The 26,379-nt window shown below is 50.0% G+C and carries 24 protein-coding genes; 11 read left to right on the top strand and 13 right to left on the bottom strand.

The window, feature by feature from the left end:
* Positions 1 to 10: 10 nt before the first annotated feature.
* The 4 genes from ABWO75_RS06445 to ABWO75_RS06430 all read right to left on the bottom strand — a co-directional run bounded on the left by ABWO75_RS06445 (position 11) and on the right by ABWO75_RS06430 (position 4,536).
* The gene (locus ABWO75_RS06445) at positions 11 to 337 is read right to left on the bottom strand and encodes a nucleotide pyrophosphohydrolase (protein ID WP_257658419.1); all 327 of its coding nucleotides are present in this window, start codon (positions 335 to 337) and stop codon (positions 11 to 13) included.
* A 43-nt stretch (positions 338 to 380) separates the two neighbouring features.
* Positions 381 to 839 (bottom strand): D-aminoacyl-tRNA deacylase, encoded by a 459-nt coding sequence (dtd, locus tag ABWO75_RS06440; RefSeq protein WP_353183740.1) that lies wholly within the window; start codon positions 837 to 839, stop codon positions 381 to 383.
* 12 nt (positions 840 to 851) lie between these two features.
* Positions 852 to 2,090: a PQQ-dependent sugar dehydrogenase gene (locus ABWO75_RS06435; protein ID WP_353183738.1), complete on the bottom strand. Its 1,239-nt coding sequence runs from the start codon at positions 2,088 to 2,090 to the stop codon at positions 852 to 854.
* 73 nt (positions 2,091 to 2,163) lie between these two features.
* Positions 2,164 to 4,536, bottom strand: a complete 2,373-nt coding sequence (locus ABWO75_RS06430) for a TonB-dependent receptor (protein ID WP_353183736.1) — start codon at positions 4,534 to 4,536, stop codon at positions 2,164 to 2,166.
* A gap of 326 nt (positions 4,537 to 4,862) precedes the next feature.
* Between ABWO75_RS06430 and hemA the strand changes: the two genes are divergently transcribed.
* The 4 genes from hemA to hemL all read left to right on the top strand — a co-directional run bounded on the left by hemA (position 4,863) and on the right by hemL (position 10,279).
* Positions 4,863 to 6,104 carry a glutamyl-tRNA reductase gene (hemA, locus tag ABWO75_RS06425; RefSeq protein ID WP_353183734.1) on the top strand — a complete coding sequence of 414 codons (1,242 nt, stop codon included), beginning with the start codon at positions 4,863 to 4,865 and terminating at the stop codon, positions 6,102 to 6,104.
* A 93-nt stretch (positions 6,105 to 6,197) separates the two neighbouring features.
* A complete protein-coding gene (gene hemC, locus ABWO75_RS06420) occupies positions 6,198 to 7,835 on the top strand; it encodes a hydroxymethylbilane synthase (protein ID WP_353183778.1) in 1,638 nt (545 codons plus the stop codon).
* A gap of 80 nt (positions 7,836 to 7,915) precedes the next feature.
* Positions 7,916 to 8,887 (top strand): porphobilinogen synthase, encoded by a 972-nt coding sequence (hemB, locus tag ABWO75_RS06415; protein ID WP_353183732.1) that lies wholly within the window; start codon positions 7,916 to 7,918, stop codon positions 8,885 to 8,887.
* An 18-nt stretch (positions 8,888 to 8,905) separates the two neighbouring features.
* Complete coding sequence (gene hemL / locus ABWO75_RS06410; protein ID WP_353183730.1) at positions 8,906 to 10,279, top strand: glutamate-1-semialdehyde 2,1-aminomutase; 1,374 nt, start codon at positions 8,906 to 8,908, stop codon at positions 10,277 to 10,279.
* A 23-nt stretch (positions 10,280 to 10,302) separates the two neighbouring features.
* Here the strand turns inward: hemL and argC are convergent, their stop codons facing one another.
* The 3 genes from argC to ABWO75_RS06395 form a co-directional block, all read right to left on the bottom strand.
* On the bottom strand, positions 10,303 to 11,322 hold the full coding sequence (gene argC, locus ABWO75_RS06405) for an N-acetyl-gamma-glutamyl-phosphate reductase (protein WP_353183728.1): 1,020 nt from the start codon (positions 11,320 to 11,322) through the stop codon (positions 10,303 to 10,305).
* 6 nt (positions 11,323 to 11,328) lie between these two features.
* Positions 11,329 to 12,513 (bottom strand): argininosuccinate synthase, encoded by a 1,185-nt coding sequence (argG, locus tag ABWO75_RS06400; protein ID WP_353183726.1) that lies wholly within the window; start codon positions 12,511 to 12,513, stop codon positions 11,329 to 11,331.
* A gap of 62 nt (positions 12,514 to 12,575) precedes the next feature.
* A complete protein-coding gene (locus tag ABWO75_RS06395; protein ID WP_257658429.1) occupies positions 12,576 to 13,283 on the bottom strand; it encodes a GNAT family N-acetyltransferase in 708 nt (235 codons plus the stop codon).
* Positions 13,284 to 13,758: 475 nt separating this feature from the next.
* Between ABWO75_RS06395 and ABWO75_RS06390 the strand changes: the two genes are divergently transcribed.
* The 5 genes from ABWO75_RS06390 (at position 13,759) to recA (ending at position 17,890) form a co-directional block, all read left to right on the top strand.
* On the top strand, positions 13,759 to 13,980 hold the full coding sequence (locus tag ABWO75_RS06390; protein WP_257658430.1) for a hypothetical protein: 222 nt from the start codon (positions 13,759 to 13,761) through the stop codon (positions 13,978 to 13,980).
* A gap of 90 nt (positions 13,981 to 14,070) precedes the next feature.
* Positions 14,071 to 15,696 carry a S8 family peptidase gene (locus ABWO75_RS06385; RefSeq protein WP_353183723.1) on the top strand — a complete coding sequence of 542 codons (1,626 nt, stop codon included), beginning with the start codon at positions 14,071 to 14,073 and terminating at the stop codon, positions 15,694 to 15,696.
* 82 nt (positions 15,697 to 15,778) lie between these two features.
* Positions 15,779 to 15,979, top strand: coding sequence for a hypothetical protein (locus ABWO75_RS06380; protein WP_353183721.1), 201 nt, complete (start codon positions 15,779 to 15,781; stop codon positions 15,977 to 15,979).
* 145 nt (positions 15,980 to 16,124) lie between these two features.
* Positions 16,125 to 16,802: an endonuclease III gene (nth, locus tag ABWO75_RS06375; protein WP_353183719.1), complete on the top strand. Its 678-nt coding sequence runs from the start codon at positions 16,125 to 16,127 to the stop codon at positions 16,800 to 16,802.
* An 80-nt stretch (positions 16,803 to 16,882) separates the two neighbouring features.
* On the top strand, positions 16,883 to 17,890 hold the full coding sequence (recA, locus tag ABWO75_RS06370) for a recombinase RecA (RefSeq protein WP_353183717.1): 1,008 nt from the start codon (positions 16,883 to 16,885) through the stop codon (positions 17,888 to 17,890).
* A gap of 3 nt (positions 17,891 to 17,893) precedes the next feature.
* Here recA and ABWO75_RS06365 read toward each other — a convergent pair whose 3' ends face one another.
* The gene (locus ABWO75_RS06365) at positions 17,894 to 18,679 is read right to left on the bottom strand and encodes an SDR family oxidoreductase (RefSeq protein WP_353183715.1); all 786 of its coding nucleotides are present in this window, start codon (positions 18,677 to 18,679) and stop codon (positions 17,894 to 17,896) included.
* 256 nt (positions 18,680 to 18,935) lie between these two features.
* Between ABWO75_RS06365 and ABWO75_RS06360 the strand changes: the two genes are divergently transcribed.
* Both ABWO75_RS06360 and ABWO75_RS06355 read left to right on the top strand, forming a co-directional pair.
* A complete protein-coding gene (locus tag ABWO75_RS06360) occupies positions 18,936 to 20,279 on the top strand; it encodes a polysaccharide deacetylase family protein (protein ID WP_353183713.1) in 1,344 nt (447 codons plus the stop codon).
* Positions 20,280 to 20,282: 3 nt separating this feature from the next.
* The gene (locus ABWO75_RS06355) at positions 20,283 to 21,485 is read left to right on the top strand and encodes a heparan-alpha-glucosaminide N-acetyltransferase domain-containing protein (RefSeq protein WP_353183711.1); all 1,203 of its coding nucleotides are present in this window, start codon (positions 20,283 to 20,285) and stop codon (positions 21,483 to 21,485) included.
* A gap of 5 nt (positions 21,486 to 21,490) precedes the next feature.
* On the opposite strand, the gene ABWO75_RS06350 is transcribed toward ABWO75_RS06355, so the two are convergent.
* The 5 genes from ABWO75_RS06350 to ABWO75_RS06330 are packed head-to-tail and all read right to left on the bottom strand — an operon-like array spanning position 21,491 to position 26,353.
* On the bottom strand, positions 21,491 to 22,558 hold the full coding sequence (locus tag ABWO75_RS06350) for a M20 family metallo-hydrolase (protein ID WP_353183709.1): 1,068 nt from the start codon (positions 22,556 to 22,558) through the stop codon (positions 21,491 to 21,493).
* Positions 22,551 to 23,354, bottom strand: coding sequence for a pyrroline-5-carboxylate reductase (gene proC, locus ABWO75_RS06345; RefSeq protein WP_353183707.1), 804 nt, complete (start codon positions 23,352 to 23,354; stop codon positions 22,551 to 22,553). Before proC ends, ABWO75_RS06350 begins: the two co-directional genes overlap by 8 nt.
* A gap of 29 nt (positions 23,355 to 23,383) precedes the next feature.
* Entirely contained in the window at positions 23,384 to 24,193 is an 810-nt protein-coding gene (argB, locus tag ABWO75_RS06340) for an acetylglutamate kinase (protein ID WP_353183705.1), read from the bottom strand.
* 32 nt (positions 24,194 to 24,225) lie between these two features.
* Entirely contained in the window at positions 24,226 to 25,188 is a 963-nt protein-coding gene (locus tag ABWO75_RS06335; RefSeq protein WP_353183703.1) for a Rossmann-fold NAD(P)-binding domain-containing protein, read from the bottom strand.
* A gap of 28 nt (positions 25,189 to 25,216) precedes the next feature.
* The gene (locus ABWO75_RS06330; RefSeq protein WP_353183701.1) at positions 25,217 to 26,353 is read right to left on the bottom strand and encodes an aspartate aminotransferase family protein; all 1,137 of its coding nucleotides are present in this window, start codon (positions 26,351 to 26,353) and stop codon (positions 25,217 to 25,219) included.
* Positions 26,354 to 26,379 lie beyond the last annotated feature (26 nt).

The raw sequence follows: 26,379 nt of genomic DNA, 5'->3' as shown, positions 1-26,379 counted from the left end.
TCCTTAAATGCTATTTCAGCTTCTCGTTGTTTTTATGCCGCTCGCCATCGCGAATGGCTTTCTTGGCGAAGTTTTTTTCAAGCGCGTCGGTAAGGTCAATACCGGTCTGGTTGGCCAGGCAGACCACTACAAATAATACATCGGCCAATTCATCGGCCAGGTCCACCTGTTCATCGGATTTTTTAAACGATTGTTCCCCATACTTCCGCGCCATGATCCGGGCTACCTCACCCACTTCTTCCATCAGCATAGCCGTATTGGTTAATTCGTTAAAGTAGCGGACGCCCGTTGTGTTAATCCATTGGTCTACCCGCAATTGTGCTTCTTTGATCGTCACGTTTTTGTATTTAAAGATGATGTGACCGGTATGGCGACCGGCCTTAGTGATTCTCCCTGTCTTTGGTGTCCATAATGATGGTTACGGGACCGTCATTTACCAGCGAAATTTTCATGTCTGCACCAAACACCCCTCTTTCCACTGGCTTACCGAGATGACTGGAAAGGCAAGCTGCCAGCTCCTCGTATAACGGAATGGCCTGGTCTGGTTTAGCCGCACGGATAAAAGACGGTCGGTTGCCTTTTTTCGTCTGTGCAAAAAGCGTGAACTGCGAGATCAATAAAATGTGGCCGTCAATATCATGGAGGGACCTGTTCATCAGCCCCTGGTCGTCACCGAAAACACGCAGGTTGGCTATCTTCTGTGCCAGCCATTCCAAGTCTTCCCGGCCGTCGTCCGCTGTTATCCCGACGAGCACCAGAAACCCTTCCCTGATCGCCCCCGTAATACGGCCTTCCACGGCACAGGAGGCCTCGGTCACCCGTTGGATTACGGCCCTCAATGATCCAGCGTGTTATTTTTTGCCAATGCGATACAACCTTCCTCCATCGGTAATGGCATAAAGCGCGCCATCCACCCCTTCGATAATGGCGCGGAAACGCTGGCCTTGGTCTGCAAGCAGGCGTTCCTCACCCACGACTTTGTTATTTTCAATCACCAGCCGCGCAATGTGGGTGCCACTTAACGAGGCAACAAATAAGTTGTTTTGCCATTCGGGAATAGCATTTCCTGCATAAAACGTAATGCCGCTGGGCGAAATCGAAGGATCGTAGTAATATACGGGCTGTTCCATCCCCTCCTGTTGCTGGATGCTGTCACCGATTTTTTTGCCGCTATATTCAATACCATAGGTAATGGTGGGCCATCCGTAATTTTTCCCCGCCTCGATCCGATTGATTTCATCTCCTCCGCGCGGGCCGAACTCGGCTTCCCACAGGTCTCCTGTTTCCGGGTGGATGGCGAGCCCCTGCACATTCCGGTGGCCATAAGAATAAATCTCCGGCCGTGCATCCGCGCGTCCTTCAAATGGGTTGCCCGGGGCCGGGTTTCCGTCTTTGGTAATCCGGATGACCTTGCCCAGTCCCGATTTGAGGTCCTGGGCCTGCGGCCTGGTTTCCAGGTCAGAGCGTTCTCCCGTACTCAGGATAATGTTACCCGTGCCGTCGAACAGGATGCGTGAACCGTAGTGCAGCCTGCCATCATAGGCCGGGGAAGCACGGTATATTACCTGTACATTTTCCATTGTTCGTTCATCGGCCGACAGCTTGCCTTTGCCTACTGCCGTAACTGTGCCGTTCGATGTATTGTCAGAAAAGGTCCAATAGACCATGCGATTTGATTCAAAACCCGGGTCAATAGTGACGCCCAGTAACCCCCCCTGTCCATCCGCATTCACTTTCGGCAAGCCTCCGATGGCTTCACCCAGCGCACCATCTGGCGCAACGATCCGCATGGTGCCTGCTTTTTCGGTAACTAAAAAGCGGCCATCCGGCAGGGCAGCAATTCCCCAGGGGCTTTCCAATGCTTCACTGAGTATGGTAACCGCATAATCAGTGGCTGTTTTTACGCCACCGACACGGGTTTGTCCCGCAAAAGCCGGTTGATAGTCGCTGTTCGGAGCATTGGTTTCGACTGGCGCAAGCGTCGAATCGGCACCGGCATTTTGCCCGTCCGTACTGGGAGACGAATTGCATGATGTCGCCAGCACCATGAATGTCGAAGCCACTCCCAACAGTTTAAATGTGTTCGTCATACCGCATAAGTTTTCCGTAAAAGTAATAAGTACTTACCAGTAAAACCAACAATAAGTTTCCAAAATCGTTTTATCAGAATTTCAGGTTCAGTCCCAATAAGAAATTAGCGGTTGCCTGCGGGAAATAATAATTGAAATGCTCACGGGCACCAGCTTCATTAATATACCCCCAAGTATAGCCATTTGCTTCATATTTTTCACGGAAGATATTATTGATCAGCAGGGTGAGACCCACATTTTTTATCCCCTTAAATTTCGTGTTATAGGCCAGCCTTACGTTGTTGACGAGAAAGGCATCCAGGCTCCGTTCCACAGTCGAGGTATTATCCAGGTACTGGCGGGACACGTATTTACTTATTAAGGCGATCTCGGCATTGGTGAACGGCCGATAGGCCAGTTCACTGGAGCCAACAAACGATGGGGACATGGCGATGTTTGTGCTTTCGTAAAAAAATTCCTGTTGGCTCTGGTAGTCATACAGGTCGACGTACTCTGTAAAATTCCTGATTTTATTGCGGCTTACTGCGGCCGTGACCAACCAGGTAAGTGGCCTAACAGGCTGCCATTGCCCATCCAGTTCAAGGCCGAGACGGTAACTATCGGGCACATTTTGCCGGATTGCACTGCCTACATCATTAATCTGTCCGGTTACAATAAGCTGGTCACGGTACAGCATGGCATAACCGTTGGCTCCCAGATTAAAGTTGCGTCCCGTTATGCGGTACCCCGCTTCGATATTTTTGAGGTGCTCGGGCCGGGGCCGACTGTTGGTTGACGATTCCGTATAGTCTTTACGGATCGGCTCTTTGTTACCAATGGCTAACGATGCGTATACGTTACTGTTGTTATCAAACTGATAACTTACCCCAACCTTAGGGTTGAAGAAATTGAGGTAATCCGTTTGATCAAGCTGGATCAGGTTACGATCGAATCCTAAAAAGGTGTATGCCACACGGCGGTACTGGAAATCCGCAAAAAGGTTAAGGCGATCGATACGGTACTCGGCTTTACCGAAAACATTGAAATCTTTTTTTACCGCATCGTCTTCATAATACCGGTCGCCCAATGTGCTATTCGATGCGTATTGTGCCCAGATCACCTCACCGAAATGCTTGCCGCGGTATTCATTGTATGCGCCCCCAAGCGTAAGATTCAAATTAACGCCGGTTTGGTAGTTAAGTGAATAAGTAAGTCCGTAGAAATGGTTATCAAGCCACCTGCGGCGAACCAGATCGGTCGCTGAAATCGTTTCTCCGCCGATAGTCACGTCGTCCAACCCATAGGATTTGAATTCATCCCCCTCCCGGTATTCTTCATAATATCCCGCGCCTCTGGTGTAGTGCAGCGCCGTGTTCAATGTCAGATTGTCGGCAAGTGCATTGGAATAGTGCAGCTGATAATGGGTCTGCGTATAATTATCAGTCTGACCTTCATAGGTAAATTCATTGTAGGTCCGGTCTGTTGCCAGCAAAGCTTCCGGCACGCCGTTCCAGGCTTGATAGGTACGTTCCTTTCCTGAAAACACGTTGGCCCGCAGGAGACTGCGCTCACCATGCCAGGCGCCGCTTAAAAAGAAGGATTTCAGGTCGGATGATGCCCGGTCTATGTAGCCATCGCTCTTGACTCGCGAAAGCCTGCCGTCGAAGCTGAATTTATTGTTAATAAGCCCCGTACCCAACCTGACCGTGTTTTTCAACGTGTTGTATGATCCGAGCGAATTGTCCAGTTCCGCGTAAGGTTCCTCATTAAGCGTGGTTGTCTGAATATTGATACTCCCACCGAATGCACCCGCCCCGTTAGTGGACGTTCCAACGCCCCGCTGAATCTGGATATTATCTACCGAAGAAGCGAAGTCAGCCATATTTACCCACACCACGGCCATACTCTCAGAGTCATTTAACGGAATGCCGTTTATCGTTACGTTTACCCGTGTGGCGTCGCTTCCCCGGATGCTCATACCCGTGTAACCGACCCCCGCACCGGCATCGGAGGAAACGACCACTGATGGCGTCTGATTGAGCAGAAAAGGCAGGTCCTGCCCGATATTATTTTTAGCGATATCCTCCTTACTGATGTTTTTATAGGTCGTGGCCGTCTGCTCGCTGGCCCGGGTGGCCCGAACAATCACTTCATCCGTGAGCACATTGCTGCGCCGCATTGAAAAGCGGGTTTGCTCGTTGTCACTAACGGTAACCTCGCGGGCCTGGGTATGAAATCCCACAAAGCTGACCTGCACTTTATAAGTTCCCGGGGCGACGTTACGGAATACCGCCAAACCGGATTGATCGGTATGAACAGTGGACAGGGTGCCCGTTAACTGTACGGAAGCACCGCTTAAAACCTCATCATTTTCATTGGAAACGACTTCGACAGTGAGCGAATGCTGAGCCAAAGCAGTACCCATTAGCACGAAAAACGCACTGGTTGCGATTAAATTTTTAATCATTTAAACTATTATTTTTTAGTTAAACATAACTACTGCAAGGGGTTCGCAGTGGTTGTCCTTATTTAACTTACCTTCCCTACGCCGGCATTATCCGGATCAGGTGCTCCCGATATATATCGGGATGGGTATAATCTCAGCCTTAATTTGTGTTTGATTGAACCAAACAAGGCACCCCTATATGATGGGGGCAAAGGTAAGCATAATTTCACAAAAACCACTTAATTTATAAACATTCTAAATATCTGTGTTTGACACATTTTTGACATACTACTGGTACCATATGTTGTACTTTTGTTACCGAAAAATTAAGTGAGCGGAATACAACCTTGAAAAATCTCAAAGTCATAGCATTCACCCATAAGCATGTTGAGCTGAAAGATTTGGGCAATTTGGTGATTTGCAATGAAGAGCTGGAAAGCCGGCTGATTCATCTTAAGCATAGCTTTGATATACCCGAAATATTTTACATCGGCACATGCAATCGTGTGGAATTCGTCTTCTACGGGCCGCATGAATTGACTCCGGGTTTTATCAAGGACTTTATGCACAGCCTTAATTTTTGCGTGCCGGCCGAGCGCCTGGAGTGTTTCCTTGGCCAGGTAACCACCTACGAGGGTTTGGACGCACTGAATCATCTGTTCCGCATGTCCTGCTCGCTTGAGAGTCTGGTCGTTGGTGAAAAGGAAATTCTGGCACAGGTCCGCAAAGCGTATGAACGTTGCCGAAAAAGTGGTTTTACCGGAGACTTCCTTCGACTGATGATGGAACGCCTGGTCAAAACAGCTAAGGAAGTATATACCCATACCCGGATCTCCCGCAATCCGGTTTCCGTCGTTTCGCTCGCGTACCGCAAACTCCGCGAAATCAAACTGCACGAAAACCCACGGATACTTATTATCGGAGCCGGCGAAACCAACCAGAATATTGCCAAATACCTACTCAAACATAAATTTTCAAATTTCGTCGTATTTAACCGTACGCTGGAAAATGCACAGGCACTGGGAACAGAGCTGAATGCACAAACCTATCCGCTAAGCGAACTGGGGAACTACAACGGCGGATTCGATATTCTGATCACCTGTACCGGAGCCCCCGAAGCCATTATCGATCAGGACACTTATCAGTCTCTTCTCAATGGAGAAACCGACAAAAAGGTGATTGTGGACCTGGCGGTGCCGAATGACATCCACCCCATTATCCTTGACAATTATCCGGTTCATTATATCGAAGTTGGCGGCCTACAGGCCATCGCTTCTAAAAACCTGCAGGAACGCTACGACGAACTGGTTCATGCCGAGCAGATCATCGCCGACAATATCCGCGACTTTTTACCGGCACTAAAGCAACGCCGGGTAGAATTGGCCATGCGCCAGGTCCCGGAAAAGGTAAAGGAAATTCGTGCATTGGCACTTAATGAAGTTTTTGCCAACGAAATAGGCACCTTGGATGCCAATTCCCGGGAAGTGCTGGAGAAAGTGATCGACTACATGGAAAAGAAATACATTAAGGTGCCCATGGTGATGGCAAAGGATATACTGGTAAAGACAAACCATACGGATCTTAACTGATTCACATCCATCGCACCAGCCCATTTCGTGTATATTCTAGGTAATCTTTTGACATATCCGTTCGGATAATGCTTTAATTCACTAATTTTGGCTATGATAATTGCGGAACCTTTGACTGAAAATGAAGTACCGGCGGCCCCACTTGTAGACCGTACACTGATTATCGGCACCCGGGGCAGCGAATTAGCCTTATGGCAAGCCAACTATATTAAGGATAGACTGGCCGAAATCGGCGTACCGGCCGAGCTTAAGATCATCAAAACCCAGGGTGACATTGTACAGCACCTGCGGCTTGATAAGCTGGAGGGGAAAGGCTTTTTCACGAAAGAGCTGGAAGAAGAACTCCTCAGTGGTGGCATTGACTTGGCGGTGCATTCGCACAAAGACCTTCCGACCGCCCATCCTGAAGGCCTGACGATCGCGGCTGTATCAAGCCGGGAGGACCCTGCGGAACTACTGATTATCCATAAAGACTGCGTCGATTTCAAAAAACGGCTTGCGCTGAAACACAATGCTATTGTAGGAACATCTTCCAACCGCCGCAAAGCCCAGTTACTGGCCATGCGTCCCGACCTCGAGTTCGATGACCTGCGCGGGAATGTCTTGACCCGTATTCAGAAACTCCGTGATGAAGACTACGACGCCATTATGCTGGCTAAAGCGGGCATCACACGCATTGGTGCCGACCTCAGCGATTTTCATGTAGAAGAACTGCCGCCCACCGAAATTATACCGGCCCCGGCACAAGGGGTGCTGGCCGTCCAGATCCGGGAAAGTGATCACAGCCTGTACAAAATCCTTCAAAAAATACACGATACGGAAGTTGCGGAAACCATCGCGGTCGAACGTGAGGTATTGCGCCTTTTTGACGCGGGATGCCATGCGCCACTGGGCTGTTATTGCCAGAAAAACAACGACAAATACGAGGTTTGGACGTCCAAAGCCGACGAAGATGACGAATTTCCGGATCGCCTGTTTTTAACTGCGACGGAAAGCGAAGGATTGGCCGAACGAGTAGCCGCCAAATACAATAAAAGCCGAAAATTACCAAGCCAGGTATTTATCACGCGTGATGTAGCCGAAAACAGCTACTTCCACCGTGCCATGGCAAAACACGGTATCAGCGTAGATGGACGGTCTCTGATCCGGATCTTCCCCATCATCAATAAGCTTGATCCTTTTATTCTAAAATATGTAGACTGGATTTTCTTCAATAGTAAAAACGGTATTGAGAACTTTTTCAAACTTGAACCGCGGCTCAGCAAACGGACAAAATTTGCTGTTATTGGTCGGGGTTCGGAAGAGACGTTACGGCAATACGGACATGCCCCGGACTTTTCGGGCGAACAGCAGGGCATCGACATGAAGAAAATTGCCGATGAATTTGCAACGATAGCGGCTGGTAAGACCGTGTTGATTCCCCGGGCGAAAGACTCACTGGAGACCATTCAAAAATCACTCCACGCGGACACTAAAGTCATTAATTTGCCGGTTTATCAAACCCGCATTGACACCGACGTTTCCAAATCAAATGCCGATGTACTTATCTTCACCAGTCCTTCCAATGTGGAGGCATATTTTGCGGACAACCTCGTAGAACCCGGACAGCAGATCATCTGCATTGGCCATTCCACAGGGCGGAAAATCGAAGAACTGGGACTTTCCTACAGCCTTCCGTATTCGCCGGATGAGATTGGCCTGGCCGAAGCTGTATTTGGACTGGACTATTAGCAGAAGGCATTGTTCCGTGAGCGTCAGCATGGCATTATTGCAATGGCAATCCGTGAGCGTAAATAAAAATAATTGTAGGTATGTTGATTAGACCAAGAAGGAACCGCAAATCTGCGGTCATACGTAATATGGTGCAGGAAACCCATATTACGGCTGCTAATCTTATTTTTCCATTGTTTGTTATTGAAGGGACAAACGTCCAATCAGAAGTGACGTCCATGCCTGGTATTTATCGGTACTCCATCGACAACCTGTTGCGCGAAATCGAACAATGCATGGAACTGGGTTTGCAGGCGTTTGACCTATTTCCCAACATTGACGAGTCGTTAAAAGATAAATATGCAACAGAAAGCACCCGGGAAGGGAGCCTCTATCTCCGGGCTATTGCCGAAGTAAAAAGCCGCTTTCCGGAAGCATGTGTCGTGACCGATGTGGCAATGGATCCTTATAGCAGCGATGGCCATGATGGCATTGTGGAAAATGGGGAGATCCTCAACGATGAAACGCTGGAAGTACTGGGCAGGATGGCCCTCGCCCATGCACAGGCAGGGGCGGATATTATCGCGCCCTCCGATATGATGGACGGCCGGATAGGCCATATCCGAAGCGTATTAGACAATAATGGGTTCACCTCGGTGTCCCTCATGTCGTATACAGCAAAATATGCCAGTGCCTTTTACGGCCCATTCCGCGACGCGCTTAATTCGGCACCAAAACACGGCGATAAGAAAACCTACCAAATGAACCCCGCCAACCAGCGGGAAGCCTTAATAGAGGCCGAACTGGATATGCGTGAGGGTGCGGATTTCCTAATGGTGAAACCCGCCTTGGCCTACTTGGATATCATCAAATTGCTTGGTGACAAGTTCGAATTGCCTATTGCGGCTTATAACGTCAGCGGAGAATACGCGATGATAAAAGCCTCGGCCCGTAACGGGTGGCTTGATGAGCAACGGGCAACCATGGAAGTACTGACGGGGATCCGGAGAGCCGGCGCCACCGCAATACTCACCTATCATGCCAAAGAAGTGCTGGAGAAAAAGTGGCTATAGCAAACTAACAAAACAACCATGTTAAATTCATTGAAGAAAGCCTTTTCCACGCAGGAAGAAGGCACGGTAAATAACGGCAAAAAGGGCGATATTTCAAGGGAAACATCGGCTAGGTTATACGAAAAGGCCAAGCAGTATTTCCCGGGAGGTGTAAATTCACCCGTAAGGGCTTTCAAGTCGGTATATGGAACACCGCTCTTCATTGAACGGGGCGACGGCTGCTTCATCTGGGACGCGGACGGCAATCAATTTATTGATTTCTGTTGTTCATGGGGACCGTTAATCCTAGGGCACAATCATCCAAAAATCAGGGAGAAAGTAATTAAAACAATGGAGAATGGCCTGAGTTTCGGCGCGCCCACCCGACTGGAAAACGAACTTGCCGAGCTGATTCTCAAAAACAACAAATACCTTCAGAAGATCAGGTTTGTCAGCTCCGGCACCGAAGCGGTTATGTCGGCCATCCGCCTGGCCCGGGGCTACACGCGCAAAGACAAGATCATTAAATTTGAAGGCTGTTATCATGGCCACTCGGACTCGCTGTTAGTTAAAGCAGGCTCGGGCTTGGTTACATTCGGTGAAACCTCATCGGCAGGGGTACCCCGGGCGTTTGCTGATGAAACCATTGTCGTCCCATTGAATGACCAGCACGCCGTAACCGAAGCGTTTTCACAATTTAGTGGTCAGATCGCTGCAGTCATTATTGAAGGCGTACCTGCAAATAATGGCTTACTGCTGCAGGATAGGGAATACATTCATTTCCTGCGCACACTCACACGCGAACATGAGGCATTGCTGATATTTGACGAAGTAATTACCGGATTTCGGCTGGGATTCGGCGGCGCAGCAGCGTATTATGAAGTCCAGCCCGACATTGTTACCTACGGAAAAATAATCGGCGGTGGCATGCCAGTTGGTGCTTATGGGGCATCGGACGAATTGATGAGCCATATTTCTCCGGACGGGGGGGTGTATCAGGCCGGTACGCTATCGGGAAACCCGGTGGCCATGGCAGCCGGTATTGCCCAGCTTACCGAACTCAAAAACAGTGGTTTTTATAAAAGCCTGCATACCAAAACCGATGAATTTGTCGCGGCCATTCAGCGCTATGCTACGGCCAAAAATTACAAGTGCAGGATATTCAGCGTCGGATCTATTTTCTGGTTTGCATTTACCGACAAAACAACAATCAAAGCAGCCAGTGATATTGACCCTTCCAGCATGGAACTGTACAAAGTCTTCCACCGGGAGCTGCTCAACAGGGGGATTTACCTAGGGCCTTCCGGTTACGAGGTCGGATTTGTATCGGCAGCACACAGCAAAATGGAGCTGGAAAAGACAAAACGGGCTGTTTTCGAAAGTCTGGATGAAGTGTTTCGTCCGAATAAATAACTTGAAATGACTAACAGGTCGGGTTAAAATCCTACGCTTTTTAACCGCAGGCCCGCAGTTTCATCCAGGCCAAAAAGCAGGTTCATATTTTGCACTGCCTGACCGCTGGCTCCTTTAAGCAGATTGTCTACGATACTGATGATAAACAGCTTACCATCGTGCTTCTCCAGGTGAATGATACACTTATTGGTGTTTACCACCTGTTTAAGATCCACATTTTCCGTGCTAAGATGGGTGAACGGATGCGTCGCATAATAGGATGTATACAACGCATATGCCGCTTCCTCTGAAAGGTCGCTATTGACGTATATAGCAGCTAATATCCCCCTCGGAAAATTGCCCCGCTGCGGGATAATATTGATCCGTTGCTGTGCACGTTGAAGCAAAGATCCGTCCGATGCAGGCAGAAAGCCCGGCTGTAGCCGCTCCAGCGACTCGCTGATTTCCTGTAAATGCTGATGATCAAATGCCTTATATACCGAAAGATTATTGCTGCGCCAGCTGAAATGCGAAGTAGGTGTCGGTTTCTGGCCCGCCCCGGTAGAGCCGGTAGTAGCATTGATATGGATCTCTTCCGGCAATAACCCACTGGCCGCCAACGGGAGTAACGCCAACTGAATGCCCGTCGCAAAACAGCCTGGATTAGCAACGTACTGTGCGGTTCGAATCATCTCTCGTTGTAATTCCGGCAAGCCGTATACAAATGACTTCCCCTGATATGTGGTATTGGCGCTGAGGCGGTAGTCCTGTGAGAGATCAACAATCTTAATGTGCGGCACAACGGGATTCGCTTCTAAATATTTACGCGCATCACCATGGCCCACGCACAGGAAAAGTACATCAATTTCATTGCTCACCTGATCGGTGAATTGCAAGTCCGTATCGCCAAGCAGATCAGTGTGTACATCGGATAGCTTGCGGCCCGCACTGCTCGCACTGTGGGCAAATACGATTTCCACCTGGGGGTGGTAAATCAGTATCCGCAACAACTCCCCTCCGGTATACCCCGCAGAGCCAACAATACCTACTTTGATGTTTGCCATTTCTTTTTACTTTCCGTTCACTTTGTGCCAAATAGACACCTGGTTACCAAATATCTTGGAGAATCCCTTCACGTCATCGCCCGTCCACGTATTATTCATTTCACCGTAACTGCCAAATTTGCTCGACATCAGGTCGTGTGCGGATTCAATTCCGATCACAGTAAACCGGTAGGGGTTCAGTTCAACAAACACCTTGCCACTGACCGTCTGCTGTGCGCGCTCCAGGAACGCTTCAATATCGCGCATCACCGGGTCGTGCATCTGTCCTTCATGCATCCAGTTACCGTAAAACGCCGCCAGCTGGTCTTTCCAGCTCAGCTGCCATTTGGTGAGGGTATGCTTTTCCAGGGTATGGTGCGCTTTGATGATAATCAATGGAGCAGCAGCCTCGAACCCTACGCGTCCTTTAATGCCAATTATGGTGTCACCCACATGGATATCGCGTCCGATACCGTATGGCTGGGCAATGGCCTGTAATTCCTGGATGACTTTCACCGGGCCAATCCGGTTGCCATCCAGCGCCACGGGTTCGCCATTTTCAAAATCAAGCGTGATACGCCGCGACTGTGTCGAAGTAACCGGGGTTGGCCAGGCCTCCTCCGGCAGCGTATCATGTGACGTCAGTGTTTCCTTCCCGCCGACAGATGTACCCCAGATTCCTTTGTTGATCGAATATTTAGCCTTTTCCGCATTAAATTCAACACCGTGCTTATGCAGGTATTCAATTTCGGCCTCCCGGCTCAGTTTGAGGTCCCGTATCGGCGTGATGATCTCCACATTCGGGATCAGGGTATTGAAAATCATATCAAACCGTACCTGGTCATTTCCGGCGCCGGTGCTACCATGAGCGACGTATTCCGCACCGATTTTCTTGGCATAGTTGGCAATTGCAGTTGCCTGGCTTACCCGTTCAGCGCTTACCGAAAGCGGGTATGTGGCATTCTTAAGTACATTGCCAAAAATGAGGTATTTGATACTGCTTTCGTAATAACGCTGTGTTTCGTCGACCACCGCATGTGATTTTACACCCAATGCATACGCCCGCGACTCGATCTGCGCCAGTTCTTCCTCAGAAAATCCGCCCGTATTGACAATAACGGAGTGGACTTCCAGTCCCAGGTCCCGGGATAGATAAATGCAGCAAAACGAGGTGTCCAACCCTCCACTGAATGCTAATACAACTTTCTTCATTTACTTTACATTAAGCAGTGCCCCAAACGGGGCAATTTATAAAATTAGTATAATTCGATCCATTACACCGTCCTCGGATGACGGGTAATAAATGCCGAGACCATTTTTTTAGTCGACTTCCAGAGTTTTGCCTCAATCCGTTTTAGCAGCGATGATTTCTTTGTGATCTGTTTCAGTCGTTCTTTCGCCTTGGCTTTCATCTCAATGCGCTCACGCAGCTCCTTCTCCTTTTCCACCGGGTCCCACAACATGGCCGTACACATACAGTTTTTACGCTGCTTCATGGTCAGGATATCGTAGTTGACGCAACTTTGGCAACCTTTCCAGAATTCCTCGTCCTGTGTGAGTTCCGCATAGGTAACCGGCTCATATCCCAAATCGGAATTAATCTTCATCACTGCCAATCCCGTAGTGAGTCCAAAGATCTTGGCTTTGGGATACTTTTCCCTAGAGAGCTCGAAGATACGCTTTTTTATGGCTTTAGCCAACCCCACCTTCCGAAATTCAGGATTGACTACCAGACCGGAGTTGGCCACAAAATCACCATGGCTCCATGTCTCGATGTAGCAGAAGCCTGCCCAGGTGCCGTCCCGGCGTAAAGCGATAACAGCCTTACCCTCCTGCATTTTATTGGCAACATATTCAGGACTGCGGCGAGCAATCCCCGTCCCGCGCGCCTTGGCTGATTCGGCCATCTCGTCGCAGATCTGCTGTGCATACCCGACATGTTGGTCGGTTGCAGGTATAATTACAAAATCTGAAATTTCCATTGGAATAAACGACCCCAAAAATTAGAAACGATCAACATCAGTTGTGTTTCAGTACGAAAAGAATACATTAAACTCGTTGGTATTGTACGGCAATCGGACTTTATGCCATACACTTGGAGAGGAATGCCCCACTTACTAAGCCCGGGGCAATATGGGTCGTCGGAGCCGGAGCACCGGTCTTTCGGCAGTATAAAATTCACAAAAAAGGCCATTAATGCTGTGCTGCGAGCAAAACATGTGAGCGGACAATATGATTTTTTTTGTGTTCATTTTAAATTGTATTACAGTCAAAACCGTAATGTAAGATGCAAAAATATGAAACAATTTTCTTTTTCCACAAGATTTGTTAAACATTTAACAAAAACAATGCCGCTCCGGTGCATATGCCGCTAATCGCATTTGGATACCGTCAGTTTTCTTCCGACCTTTGTTTATTCGCCCGCGCTGTCGCAGGTCATATTACAATTTTAAGCTGATGACATCAACCAGTTGGTTTTTCATTTTGATTTTTGCCATTCCGCTGATCGCCTTTCTTATCTGGCTTGTAAAACAGGATAAACGGAAGGGCATATGGGGGATTATCATCGTAATTCTCTTAACGATTGGTGCTATCTTTGCCTCCTCCAGGGCGAGTAAAAATGCCGTAACCGGCTTTGAGCTACGAAAGAAAGAAGCGCAGCAAAAAAGCCATGAGTAGCAGCTCGCTAACCCGCCGATTTATCATAATTTAACAAATTACTTCGTGTAATTACAATATATTTGCTGATATCCAAAAGTACCATACGATATGGCGTTTCGAAATTTGCTTAATCTCCTCCTTGCAGTTAGTATTCCTTTAGCTTCACTTGGACAATCCAAAGACACCCCCCCAAAAAACTGGTTTAACCTGGATCTTGAACAGGACGGTGTGATGGGTATCAGTACGGAAAAGGCGTATAATTTGTTATTGAAAGACAAAGAAAGCACACCGGTTGTCGTTGCGGTAATCGATGGTGGCGTTGATGTCCAACACGAAGACCTTAGGGATGTCATCTGGGTCAATGTGCAGGATAGTGCAGCTACAGGCAGCGATGCGGACGGAAATGGCTACATAAACGATAAATACGGCTGGAATTTCATTGGTAATGCAAACGGCGAAAACGTACATTACGATAACCTCGAAGTAACCCGCCTTGTCCGTGAACTGGAACCCAGGTATGTATCGGTACTGCCCTCCACTGCCCTTGATGGCGAAGAGCGCCGCGAATTTGCCGAATACCAAAAGATGGTCACCTATTATGCCAACAAAACACAGGAGGCCCGGATGGGACAGATCAGCTACCTGGGTCTAAAACGTGCTGTAGACTCTATTGTCAATAAGATTGGCAAGGAAAATCCTACGGCTGCCGACTTCGATGCTTATAAATCCAATGGCGACCTCGAAAGAATGGCGTTGCACGTGATTAAAAAGGAATTAAAGGACGAACCTGACTTTTCGAAATTTTACAAACAGGTCACCGAAGGGGTGGAGTATTTTAATAACCAGGTAAACTACCACCTCAACAAAGAATTCGATCCCCGCCATATCGTGGGCGACGATTATGAGGATAGCAGTGACCGGTACTATGGCAATGCCGATGTCACCGGTCCCGATGCCGATCACGGCACGCACGTCGCAGGTATCATTGGAGCCGTCCGCGACAACGATATCGGCATCAAAGGGGTGGCGGACAATGTGCGTATCATGGTATTGCGCACCGTTCCCGACGGCGACGAACGGGACAAAGACGTTGCTAATTCGATCCGCTACGCCGTAGAAAACGGCGCGAAAGTCATTAATATGAGTTTCGGAAAAGCGTTTGGCAAGGATAAGCAGGCGGTGGATGACGCGGTCCGGTTTGCAGCAGAAAACGACGTACTGTTAGTGCACGCGGCGGGCAATGATGGCCAAAACAATGATGAAACCCCCAATTTTCCAAACCGGAATTATGTGGATAGCCTGGGCATAAACAAAGGCGAGGCCCCAACCTGGATTGAAGTGGGAGCCAGTCAATGGACTAACGATGGCGACCTGGTTGCTTCGTTCTCCAATTACGGCCGCCGGTCCGTGGATGTTTTTGCTCCGGGGGTTAAGATCCATTCCACCATGCCGGGGTCTACCTATGAAGACCAGCAGGGTACCAGTATGGCTGCCCCTGTCGTAGCGGGGCTGGCCGCCTTGATCCGTTCTTATTATCCTGAATTGCCGGCTACCGAGGTCAAGCGCATCATTATGCAATCGGTAACACGGGTCAATCAGCGCGTAAAGGTAACCGGGCCAGATGGCCGGAATATGCGTGTGTCCATGAACGACATCTGCGTGACTGGGGGGGTGGTTAATGCGTATAAAGCAATCCAATTGGCCGAAGCGGCCGTGTCAAAAGGCCGTAAGTAGATAAAAGCAACCAAAAAACGGCCGCTATCATACTATTCATCCGTTAATGGCGTTATACGTTATACATGCCAAACAACGGCTTATGACAGAAACAGATACTACTAAAACAGCTCCTACACATGTTGTCATCAAAACATTAAGCCAGGAAAAACCCCAACTTGACGCTGATGACAAGGTGTTTTATGATTTTCTTAAGTACCGCATGGATGCGCTGCTACGGAAACCACGGGAGGAAAGCATTCACAAAGTCCTTGCTTATTCCAATAATCACCGACCGCGCTGAACAACGTGACCTTCCTACGCGGGGTTTGCCAATCCGCCACACCCAATCGGAGCAGGCGCATTGATCTTCCCAACAACGGTTGGTTTTTCCGCCGGATCTTTACATTTGGCGTTGGAAATAAACTGGCTTTTCGGTAAGTTTGGCTATGCTCAAAAAAGACCGTTACCGCGCGTTTGTGGACTATTTCTCCACACATAATCCGGATGCACAGACCGAGCTGAATTACCGCAACCCGTATGAGCTGCTCGTGGCCGTCATACTCTCGGCCCAATGCACGGATAAACGGATCAATCAGGTGACCCCAGCCCTATTTGCACGCTATCCCGATGCCGAAACACTGGCATCCAGCTCGGTCGATGAAGTCTATACTTATATCAAAAGCGTAAGCTATCCAAACAACAAAGCAAAGCACCTGGTTGGCATGGCTCAGAGACTACTGGCTGATTTTAACGGCGTTATTCCCGAAGAGGTAAACGATCTGCAAAAACTGCCGGGCGTGGGCCGGAAGACAGCCAACGTCATTGCTTCGGTCATTTACCAGGCGCCCGCAATTGCAGTGGATACCCACGTGTTCCGGGTAGCCAACCGGATCGGGCTGGTCGATGCGAAAACGCCATTGGCGGTGGAAAAACAGCTGGTCAGGTATTTACCCCGGGAAACACTTGCCATTGCCCATCACTGGCTCATCTTACATGGACGATATGTCTGTATCGCGCGGAAACCGAAGTGTGAGGAATGCCCTATCACCTGGATGTGCCGGTATTATGAGCGGAACCGGATGCCGGGAACGAAACGGAAAAAAGCCGTTGATACCCCCCAATAAGTTGTCAACTGCCTGAAAACGAAAAAAATTAGTAAAATAAAAATACAAACCTTACCTTTGGACAAACAATTACTAAAGTTATGAGTAATCAAGACAAGTTAAAAGCGCTGCAGCTCACCCTGGACAAACTGGAGAAATCATACGGCAAGGGTACCATTATGAAGTTAGGTGATGCGGCCGTTGAGCCAATCGACTCCATTTCCACCGGCTCCATTGGTTTAGATATTGCATTGGGAATTGGCGGGGTACCGAAAGGCCGCGTCATTGAAATTTATGGACCGGAATCCTCCGGTAAAACCACCCTGGCGACTCATATTATAGCAGAAGCCCAAAAGAAAGGCGGCATTGCCGCTATTATCGACGCGGAACATGCTTTTGACAAATATTACGCGCGCAAACTCGGCGTGGATATCGAGAACTTACTGATTTCCCAACCGGATAACGGGGAGCAGGCGCTGGAAATTGCCGACAATCTGATCCGTTCCGGAGCAATCGATGTAATTGTCATTGACTCGGTTGCCGCATTGGTACCCAAAGGGGAAATTGAAGGAGAGATGGGTGATTCGAAGATGGGACTTCAAGCTCGGTTAATGTCACAGGCACTGCGTAAACTCACTGGCACCATTTCCAAAACCAACTGCTGCTGCATATTCATCAACCAATTACGTGAAAAGATTGGCGTGATGTTCGGCAACCCGGAAACCACAACCGGCGGTAATGCACTTAAATTCTACGCATCCGTACGTCTTGATATCCGGCGCATGGCGCAGATTAAGGATGCCGATGAGGTAGCCGGAAACCGGGTAAAAGTGAAGATCGTCAAAAACAAGGTGGCGCCCCCATTCCGCGTCGCGGAATTTGATATCCTATTCGGCGAAGGCATTTCCAAAGCAGGCGAGATTATCGACCTCGGCGTCGATTTCAACATCATTAAAAAATCCGGTTCCTGGTTCAGCTATGGAGATACCAAGCTTGGACAGGGTCGTGACGCCGTGAAGAGCCTGTTGCTGGATAACCCCGACCTGATGGATGAGCTGGAAGGTAAAATCAAGGCCGAAGTTTCCGCAGAAAAACTGGAAGAATTATAGCCTTTATATGGTGGGCGTTTTGCCTCCATCCACGGGTATGCTTGTCCCGGTCACGTATGATGCCGCCGGAGAGGCCAGGAAGGCAACGACCTGCGCAATTTCCTCCGGCCGGCCAATACGCCGGAGCGGTATACCCATTTCCATTTCTCCCCTCACCGCAGTCACACGCTGCCCACGCTGCGTTGCCAAATGTTCCAATAAACCGGTAAGCCGGTCGGTATCGGTATAACCCGGCAGGACATTATTCACCGTAATCCCATATTGCCCCACTTCATTGGCCAGGGTTTTGGCCCACGAAGCAACAGCTCCGCGAATGGTATTGGATACGCCCAGATTGGGCAATGGTGTTTTCACTGACGTGGAAATAATATTAATAATGCGCCCGTAGCCTGTTGTTTCCATGGATGGAAGTACAGCCATGGCCAACCGTTGGTTACACAGCACGTGTTGCCGGAAGGTACGCTCAAACGCTTCCAAGGTGGCATCCTGCAACGCACCCGGCGCAGGTCCGCCCGTATTATTGATCAATATTTCAACCGGATAATCCCGGATAATCCGATCGATTGCCTGTCCCACAGATTCGATGTCACTGAAATCAGCTACCGCATAATCATGCCGTTGTCCATCGGCATCTGGTAATGAGGCAACAGCCTGCTGTAATTTCTCTTCATTCCGGGCCAGTAAAATACAAGTCGCCCCTAACCCCGCGAGCACCCGCGCCACCTCCAGGCCAATGCCCTGCGTACTGCCGCACACTACGGCATATTTGTTCTCTAATGTGATCTGCATAATTGATAATCTCCAATGAATAAAGATAAAACCTAACTGCCAAAAAAAGAATTTTTACATCTTTTCATTATGCAATGTCCATATCTCCGATAAAGGAAGGCGTTCCAGAACGACCAGAAAGACAGCTAGCGGCAGTCCGCTTAACACTTGCATATTCAGCCAACTTTCCCTAAGTTTGAGTAACATAACCCTAATAACCAATTATATGGCGCTGTACCCGGTACAACGACCTGCACTGATATTATGTTTCAACACGATGATGACTAATCAAGCAAAAATCGGAGGTGCCGCCTTAGTGGCGCTACTTTATACGGGGTGTACCGGTCTCACACATCAGGCAGGACAAACTGAAATCATGAAATGGCCGCAGGGAAAAAAAACAGCAATATCCATTACCTACGATGACGGGTCAATCAACCAGTTCAAAAAGGCAATACCTGTGATGAACGCACTGGAGTTGCCCGGCACATTTTTCATCATCACCGGCCAGATTCCGGGATCCAGTTACCAGGGCCGGTTTATCGGCCGGCCGGTGGCCGAAATAATTGCAGAGACCGCAAAAACAGCCACCAATAAGCATAATTTCTTTGAACGTGCTTCTGCCGTGGCGTTTACGGGATACAAAGGCGGATTAGCCTATCATACCCAGGCAGGCGGGCGGTTTGAAGCAGGCGATACAACCGCAGCTTATCAAGTAATATACGAAGCGTATAACCGGATCAGGAAGGGCGAGTTGCCTTCCGGAAGCGAACAAAGCAATGAAGTATCGGAAGCCGCCGGTATTACCTGGGATGATCTAAATACGTTTGCTGATCAGGGGCACGAGTTTGGAAGCCATACCGTTACCCATCCCTATCTCGCCGTACTCGATGAGGAAAACATGCTGTACGAACTGGAAAAGAGTAAAGAAGACATCCTAACGCATCTTGGCCCCGCCCATACGTTCTCAGCTGAGGGGCCTTACGGTACCGAAGATCCCCGGGCGGTTGAACACATCAACCGATTATATCCCGCGGCACGGAACCGGATGCCCGAACCCTTTCTGGAAGAACTGAATCGTGGAAATAAAACCTCGCCAACCCGATATGCCGATAAGGAATATGTACAATGGCAACGGGGAGCCTATACCCGGACAACCCTTGCCGAAATGAAAGCCTGGGTAGATACAGCGACAGCTCAGGGGAATATTTGGCTGGTATTGGTGTTCCACGGAATAGACGGCATCGGCTGGGAGGCAGTAGACAGTGAATTACTTAAGACTTATTTCCAGTATATCAAGGCGGAAAATGACGCTTGGGTCGCTACTTTCGGAGATGTTGCCCGATACATGAGGGAGCGGATGGACGCCACGGTCGACACCCAAATGGAGGATGCCCGCGTTACGGTCAGGCTGACCCACCGGCTGGACACTTCGAAGTACGCCATACCGCTTACCTTAAAGACCTATCTTCCTGCCGCGCTCGACACGGCCGGCAACACCGTAAAAGTCAGGCAGGGAAATAAGGAACAGTTGGTTCCGACAGTACAGGACACCGCGGGCGTGTATGTGCAATATGCCGCCCATCCAAACCAGGCACCTATCGAGATCACCAAACCATAGTCCATGTCCGTTATTCCTCCTCCCGCTTCCATGCGCATTGCATCCATCGATATCCTCAGGGCATTGACTATGGTGCTGATGATTTTTGTAAACGACCTTTGGTCACTCAATAATATTCCCGGTTGGCTGGGGCATGTCGAACGGGGAGTCGACGGCATGGGACTGGCAGACACCATTTTCCCTGCCTTCTTATTCATCGTCGGCATGTCATTGCCTTTTGCCATCCGCGCCCGGAAAAAGCAGGGCGCGACATCCCGGCAGCTGGTACAACACGCCTTGGTCCGCACCATAGCGTTACTCGTAATGGGTGTATTTCTGGTTAACGGCGAGTCGATAAATGCAGCGGCCATGCCTATTCCACGATGGCTGTGGAACCCGCTATGTTGCATCGCCTTCATCCTCATCTGGAACAGTTACCCGAAGACGCTGTCGAGGTCGCTGGTTTATGGACTCAGGGGGCTCGGAATTGCGACACTACTTGTGCTGGCGGTGATCTACCGTGGGGGCACACCGGAAACATTACAATACTTCGCTCCGAAATGGTGGGGAATACTGGGACTTATCGGGTGGTCATACCTCGCAAGCGCGCTGGTTGTTATACTATCCGGAGATCGCCTGGCCGGACTCCTTATCGGATGGCTGTTTTTCGCCGCATTGAGCCTCTGCTCCGCAGCCAATTTAATACCCACGGGAGGCATTTTCGCACTGATACCCCATGCAATCCTCGGTGGTACGCTGCCCGGGCTCACCATGGGTGGCGTACTGACTGCTGTAACATTCCGCCACTATCAAAAACAGCAACGCCAGGTAAAGATGACGCTGATTTTTATCCTTGCAGCAGCAGTCCTCGTTGTGCTGGCCGGGGTTACGCGGCCTTATTGGGGGATCGCTAAACTGGGCGAAACGCCCGCATGGCTATTCCTTTGCAGCGCGATCACCCTCCTGGCCTTCGTGGTGATTTACTGGATTGCCGATGGCTATGGAAAGCAGAATTGGTTTAATTGGATCAGGCCTGCCGGGACCGACACGCTGCTGTGCTACCTCATTCCCTATTTGCTCTATGCATTATTCCGGCTGGTCAATTTCAGGTTTCCTCCGGAGTTATTGACCGGTGCGGCCGGGTTGGCCAAGTCGCTCGCACTGGCCATGTGCTGTGTCTTTATCACGCACGGATTAAATAAGGCAGGGATCCGCTTGAAGCTTTAGCCGGGCTATTCGACCACGCGCCGCAGTATATCGATATACAACCCGATGCCCGCCTCGATCTCATCGACATAAATAAACTCATCGGCCATATGTGACCGGGCGGAATCCCCCGGCCCCAGCTTTAGCGAAGGAATATCCAGCAATGCCTGATCGCTGGTTGTCGGTGACCCGTATGTTGTGCGTCCGAGTGCTATCCCTGCCATCACAGCAGGGTGTTCTTTGGGAATGGACGAGGGTTTCAGCCGCGTGGACCGCGGCGTTACTTCGCAGGATACGTGCTGCCGGATGATGTCCAGCACCTCCTCATTGCGGTAAGCGTCCGTCACCCGGACATCCACCACAAACTCACACCTCGCGGGCACCACGTTGTGCTGGGAGCCCGCGTGAATAACCGTAACGCTCATCTTAACCGGGCCAAAGGCCTCCGATTCTTTGGGAAAGTGATACGTGCTAAACCACTCGATATCTTTAAACGCCTTATATATGGCGTTCTCCCCTTCTTCCCGCGCCGCGTGTCCGGCCTTGCCGAGCGCCACGCAATCCAGCACCATCAGTCCACGTTCGGCAACGGCAAGCTGCATCAGCGTAGGTTCACCTACGATAGCAAAGTCCAACGGCCCTAAATCAGGAACAACCAATTCCAGGCCGTTAAGACCCGAAATTTCCTCCTCCGCCGTGGCTGCCAGGCAGAAATTATATTTCAGGTTTTCCTGGGCATAAAAATGCAGAAATACAGCAATCAGGGAAACCAGGCATCCTCCGGCATCGTTACTTCCCAGGCCGAACAATTTACCTTCCTCCACATCCGGAGAAAACGGATCCCGCGTATAGCCGCTATTTGGCTTTACAGTATCGTGATGCGAATTGAGTAATATGGTGGGCTTCGCAGCATCGTAATGCTGGTTATACGCCCACACATTGTTGCACTTGCGATGTGTTTTAACCCCCCGCTGCTGCAGGAAACGTTCGATGGTATCGCCCGTTTGATTCTCTTCTTTGCTAAACGATGGAATTCGAATCAGGTCCCGTAACAGATCCGTGCTATCCCGCACCAGTTTTTCCCGATCAATCATGGTATAATTCGCCTGCCTTAAGTGCAGATAATTTGATGCCTTTAATGAACGCCGAACTGAACCCGTTATGTTCCATTTCATTTAGCCCTGCTATGGTGCAACCCTTTGGAGAGGTTACCTTGTCAATTTCCCGCTCGGGGTGGCTTTGCGTCTGCAACAACAGGTCGGCTGCACCCTTTGCCGTCTGCACGGCCATCTTAAGCGCGTCGTGGGCATGAAAACCAATTTCAACCCCGCCCTGTGAAGCCGCCCGGATACTCCGCAGGAAAAAGGCGATTCCGCATGCGCACAACGCCGTAGCAGACGTCATGAGGTCCTCGTTGATGGTGACCACCGATCCAACCGTTTCAAACATCCTGGTAACGCGCTCCAACTGCTCCTCGTCCGCATTGTCAGAGGCAATGCAGGTCATGGATTGGCCGATGGCAATCGCCGTGTTGGGCATCACCCGGATCACCTGCACAAGATTTCCCAGCTCTTTGCGGATATCCGCGCAGGTCACGCCGGAGATCACCGATACTACAATCTGCCTTTCGGGCACAATCGCAGCCGAGATCTCGTCCAGCACTTTCTTTAACTGTTGCGGAAGCACGGCAAGCACAATGACATCGGCATCATAAATTGCCGCTTTGTTATTGTCACTAACCTTAAATCCCTTCGCTGCTTCTTCGGAAAGTGATTTCAGGTTCCGGCGGGTCAATGTGATTTCCTCCGCACGGCAATACGCTTTATCCACCAGCCCCCTGGCCAATGAAAGGCCGATGTTTCCGCTCCCGATAATGGTTATGTTGTTCATTGCAGTATGATGATTAATCAAATATTCGTTTATTGAACCATGCGTGTGCCGAATTTCCGCTGTCCCAGCAGCTGCAGGTCGCCGGCGCTGCCCACATACACTTCGCTGACCCCTTTTGAAATCGCTTCAAAAGCATTGTGCAATTTAGGGATCATACCGTCCGCGATGACGCCCGTTGCTTTCAGCCGTTCAAATTCGCCTGCGGGAATTTCCGGTATGACCGAATCGGCATCTTCGATATTCCGGAGCACGCCCTTTTTCTCAAAACAATACACTAAAGACGTAGGATACTTTTCTGCCAGCGCCACCGCCAGCGCGGAGGCAATGGTGTCCGCGTTCGTATTCAGCAGTTGACCCTGTCCATCGTGTGTAATAGCCGAAAAGACAGGGGTAAAACCGTCCTCCAGTAGGTTAGCCAAACCCGTGGTATTCACCGAATCCGCATGCAGGTCGCCCACCCATCCGTAATCGATGTCCCTGACCGGTCGCTTCACGGCGGTGATGCTGTTTCCATCAGCACCACTAAGCCCTATGGCATTACAGCCATTTGCCTGCAACGAGGCGACAAGCTGTTTGTTGGTTAAGCCGGCGTACACCATCGTTACCACTCGGAGCATCTGCTCGTCGGTAATGCGACGGCCATCCACCATACTGGCCTGAATACCCAGGTCGGCCGCCATCCGGGTTGCGATCTTGCCACCTCCATGTACCAGGATTTTCCTTTCGGGGAGCGCGGCAAATTTTTCCAGAAACCCCGCTAACTGGTCCGGATCATCAATAACATTTCCACCGATCTTAATAATGAATAGCCTTGACGAAGTCATCGTGTTCTTGTCCATTTACTATAATTATTCACCAGCCTAACCGGCAGTTACAACTGCTCCAGTATACGTTTTAGCACGGTCTGCGCAGCCCACACCCGATTTCCCGCCTCCTGGATCACCAGTGAATGCGGACTGTCCAGCACGTCGGATGCCAGCTCCAGATCCCGGCGTACCGGAAGGCAATGCATTACCTTAGCCCCATTGGTGATATCCAATCGCGACCGGTCCAACAGCCAATTTTCATTGACGGGAATGATTTTCCCGTAATCGGTGTAAGACGACCAATTCTTCACGTAAACAAAATCCGCCCCAGTCAGCGCATCGTCCAGGTTATGGGTAACGGCGGCACCAGCTGTAAATTGAGGTGCAAGCGCGTAGCCCTCGGGATGCGCAATGGTAAACTCAACGAGCCCCTCCTCCTGCGCACGGCACATCCATTCCGAGAAGGAATTGGGTACCGCCTGGGGCAGCGCTTTCACGTGGGGAGCCCATGCCAGCACCACCCGGGGCTTAGCCGGTTGCTGCCAGTGCTCACGGATGGTAATCAAATCAGTAAAGCTTTGCAGCGGGTGCCGCGTTGCGCTTTCCAGGCTAACTACCGGTACCTGGCAGTATCGCATAAACTTCTTAAAGTAGTCCTCGCTGTAATCTTCTTCCCGGTCCTGCAATTTCGGAAACGAACGCATACCGAGAATTTCACAATACTGCCCCATTACGGCGGCAGCTTCCCGGATATGCTCCACCGTAGTCCCGTTCATGGTCACGCCTTCGCGGGTTTCAAGCGTCCAGCCATCTTTATCCATATTCATCACCATCACGTCCATGCCCAGGTTTGTTGCCGCGCGCTGCGTGCTCAGCCGTGTACGTAAGCTGGGATTCAGGAAAATCAATCCCAGCGTTTTCCGTTTACCCAACTGTTCATGCGCAAACGGATGTTTTTTTAACCAGAGTGCCTCGTTTACGATGCCAGACAGGTCATCGACGTCGGCCACCGAAAAAAATTGTTTCATTGATCAATTAATTTAATTCCATTCCGTGCTACAATGCACTAAGTCTTTCCGACAGTGCCTCAAGAAAATGGTCGGCATGGGCCTGTGTTATTCCCAGCGCCGGAAGCAGCCGAATGACGTTCGGTTTAGCTTCGCCCGTGAAGATACGGTTTTTGGCCAATAAATCTTTCCGGACCCCAGCAAGCTCCTCGGGCAGGTCAATCCCGATCATTAAACCCCGTCCCCGCACTTCCTTCACCCGGTCAAACTTCCGCAGCTCATTTATGAGGTAGTCGCCCACGCGTCCGGCATTCGCGATCAGCTGTTCCTGCTCCATCACCTCCAATACCGCCAAAGCAGCGGCGCAGGCGAGGTGATTACCGCCAAAAGTCGTCCCGAGCATGCCATACCAGGGCGTGATGTCCGGCGAAATGGCAATAGCCCCTATCGGAAATCCATTACCCATGCCTTTCGCCATGCTATAGATATCCGCCTCGATCCCCGCATGGTCATGCGAGTAGAATTTACCGGTACGTCCGTAACCGCACTGCACCGAATCAGCAATGAACACCGATCCATATTGTGTGGTCAGCGACCGGATCTTCCGGAGGAAACCGTCGGTTGCCACCCGAATACCGCCAACACCCTGGATCCCCTCGATGATCACGGCCGAAACCGTTTCACCATAAGCAGCAAACGCCTGTTCCAGTGCCGCCTCGTCATTAAAGGGCAAAAACACCACATTTTCGGTTTCGTTAACCGGGGCTACAATCTTCGGATTATCAGTTGCTGCCACCGCAAGCGAGGTACGCCCGTGGAATGCGCCGCTGAATGCGATTATCTTCTTCCTTCCATTGTGAAATGAGGCCAGCTTCAGTGCATTTTCATTTGCTTCGGCGCCGGAATTGCAAAGAAAGAGCTGATAACCTTCCTTCCCCGAAGTCTTTCCGAGGCGTTGTGCCAGTTCCCGTTGCAGCGGCATTTCCACCGAGTTTGAGTAAAAGCCGATCTGCTGCAGCTGATCGGAGATACGTTTTACATAGTGGGGATGCGTGTGCCCGATGGAAATAACGGCATGACCGCCGTACAAATCCAGGTATTCATTACCCTGGGCATCCCAGACGGCGCTACCCTGCGCCTTTACAATTTCGATGGGGTTAAGGGGATAAACATCAAATAGATTCATTTCTTTTTTAGATAATCGTTAACAAA

It is taken from the genome of Parapedobacter lycopersici (assembly GCF_040395035.1).
GTDB lineage: Bacteria > Bacteroidota > Bacteroidia > Sphingobacteriales > Sphingobacteriaceae > Parapedobacter > Parapedobacter lycopersici_A.
The sequence above is the reverse complement of the archived record's forward strand: the minus strand, read 5'-3'. Positions and strand labels throughout refer to the sequence as shown.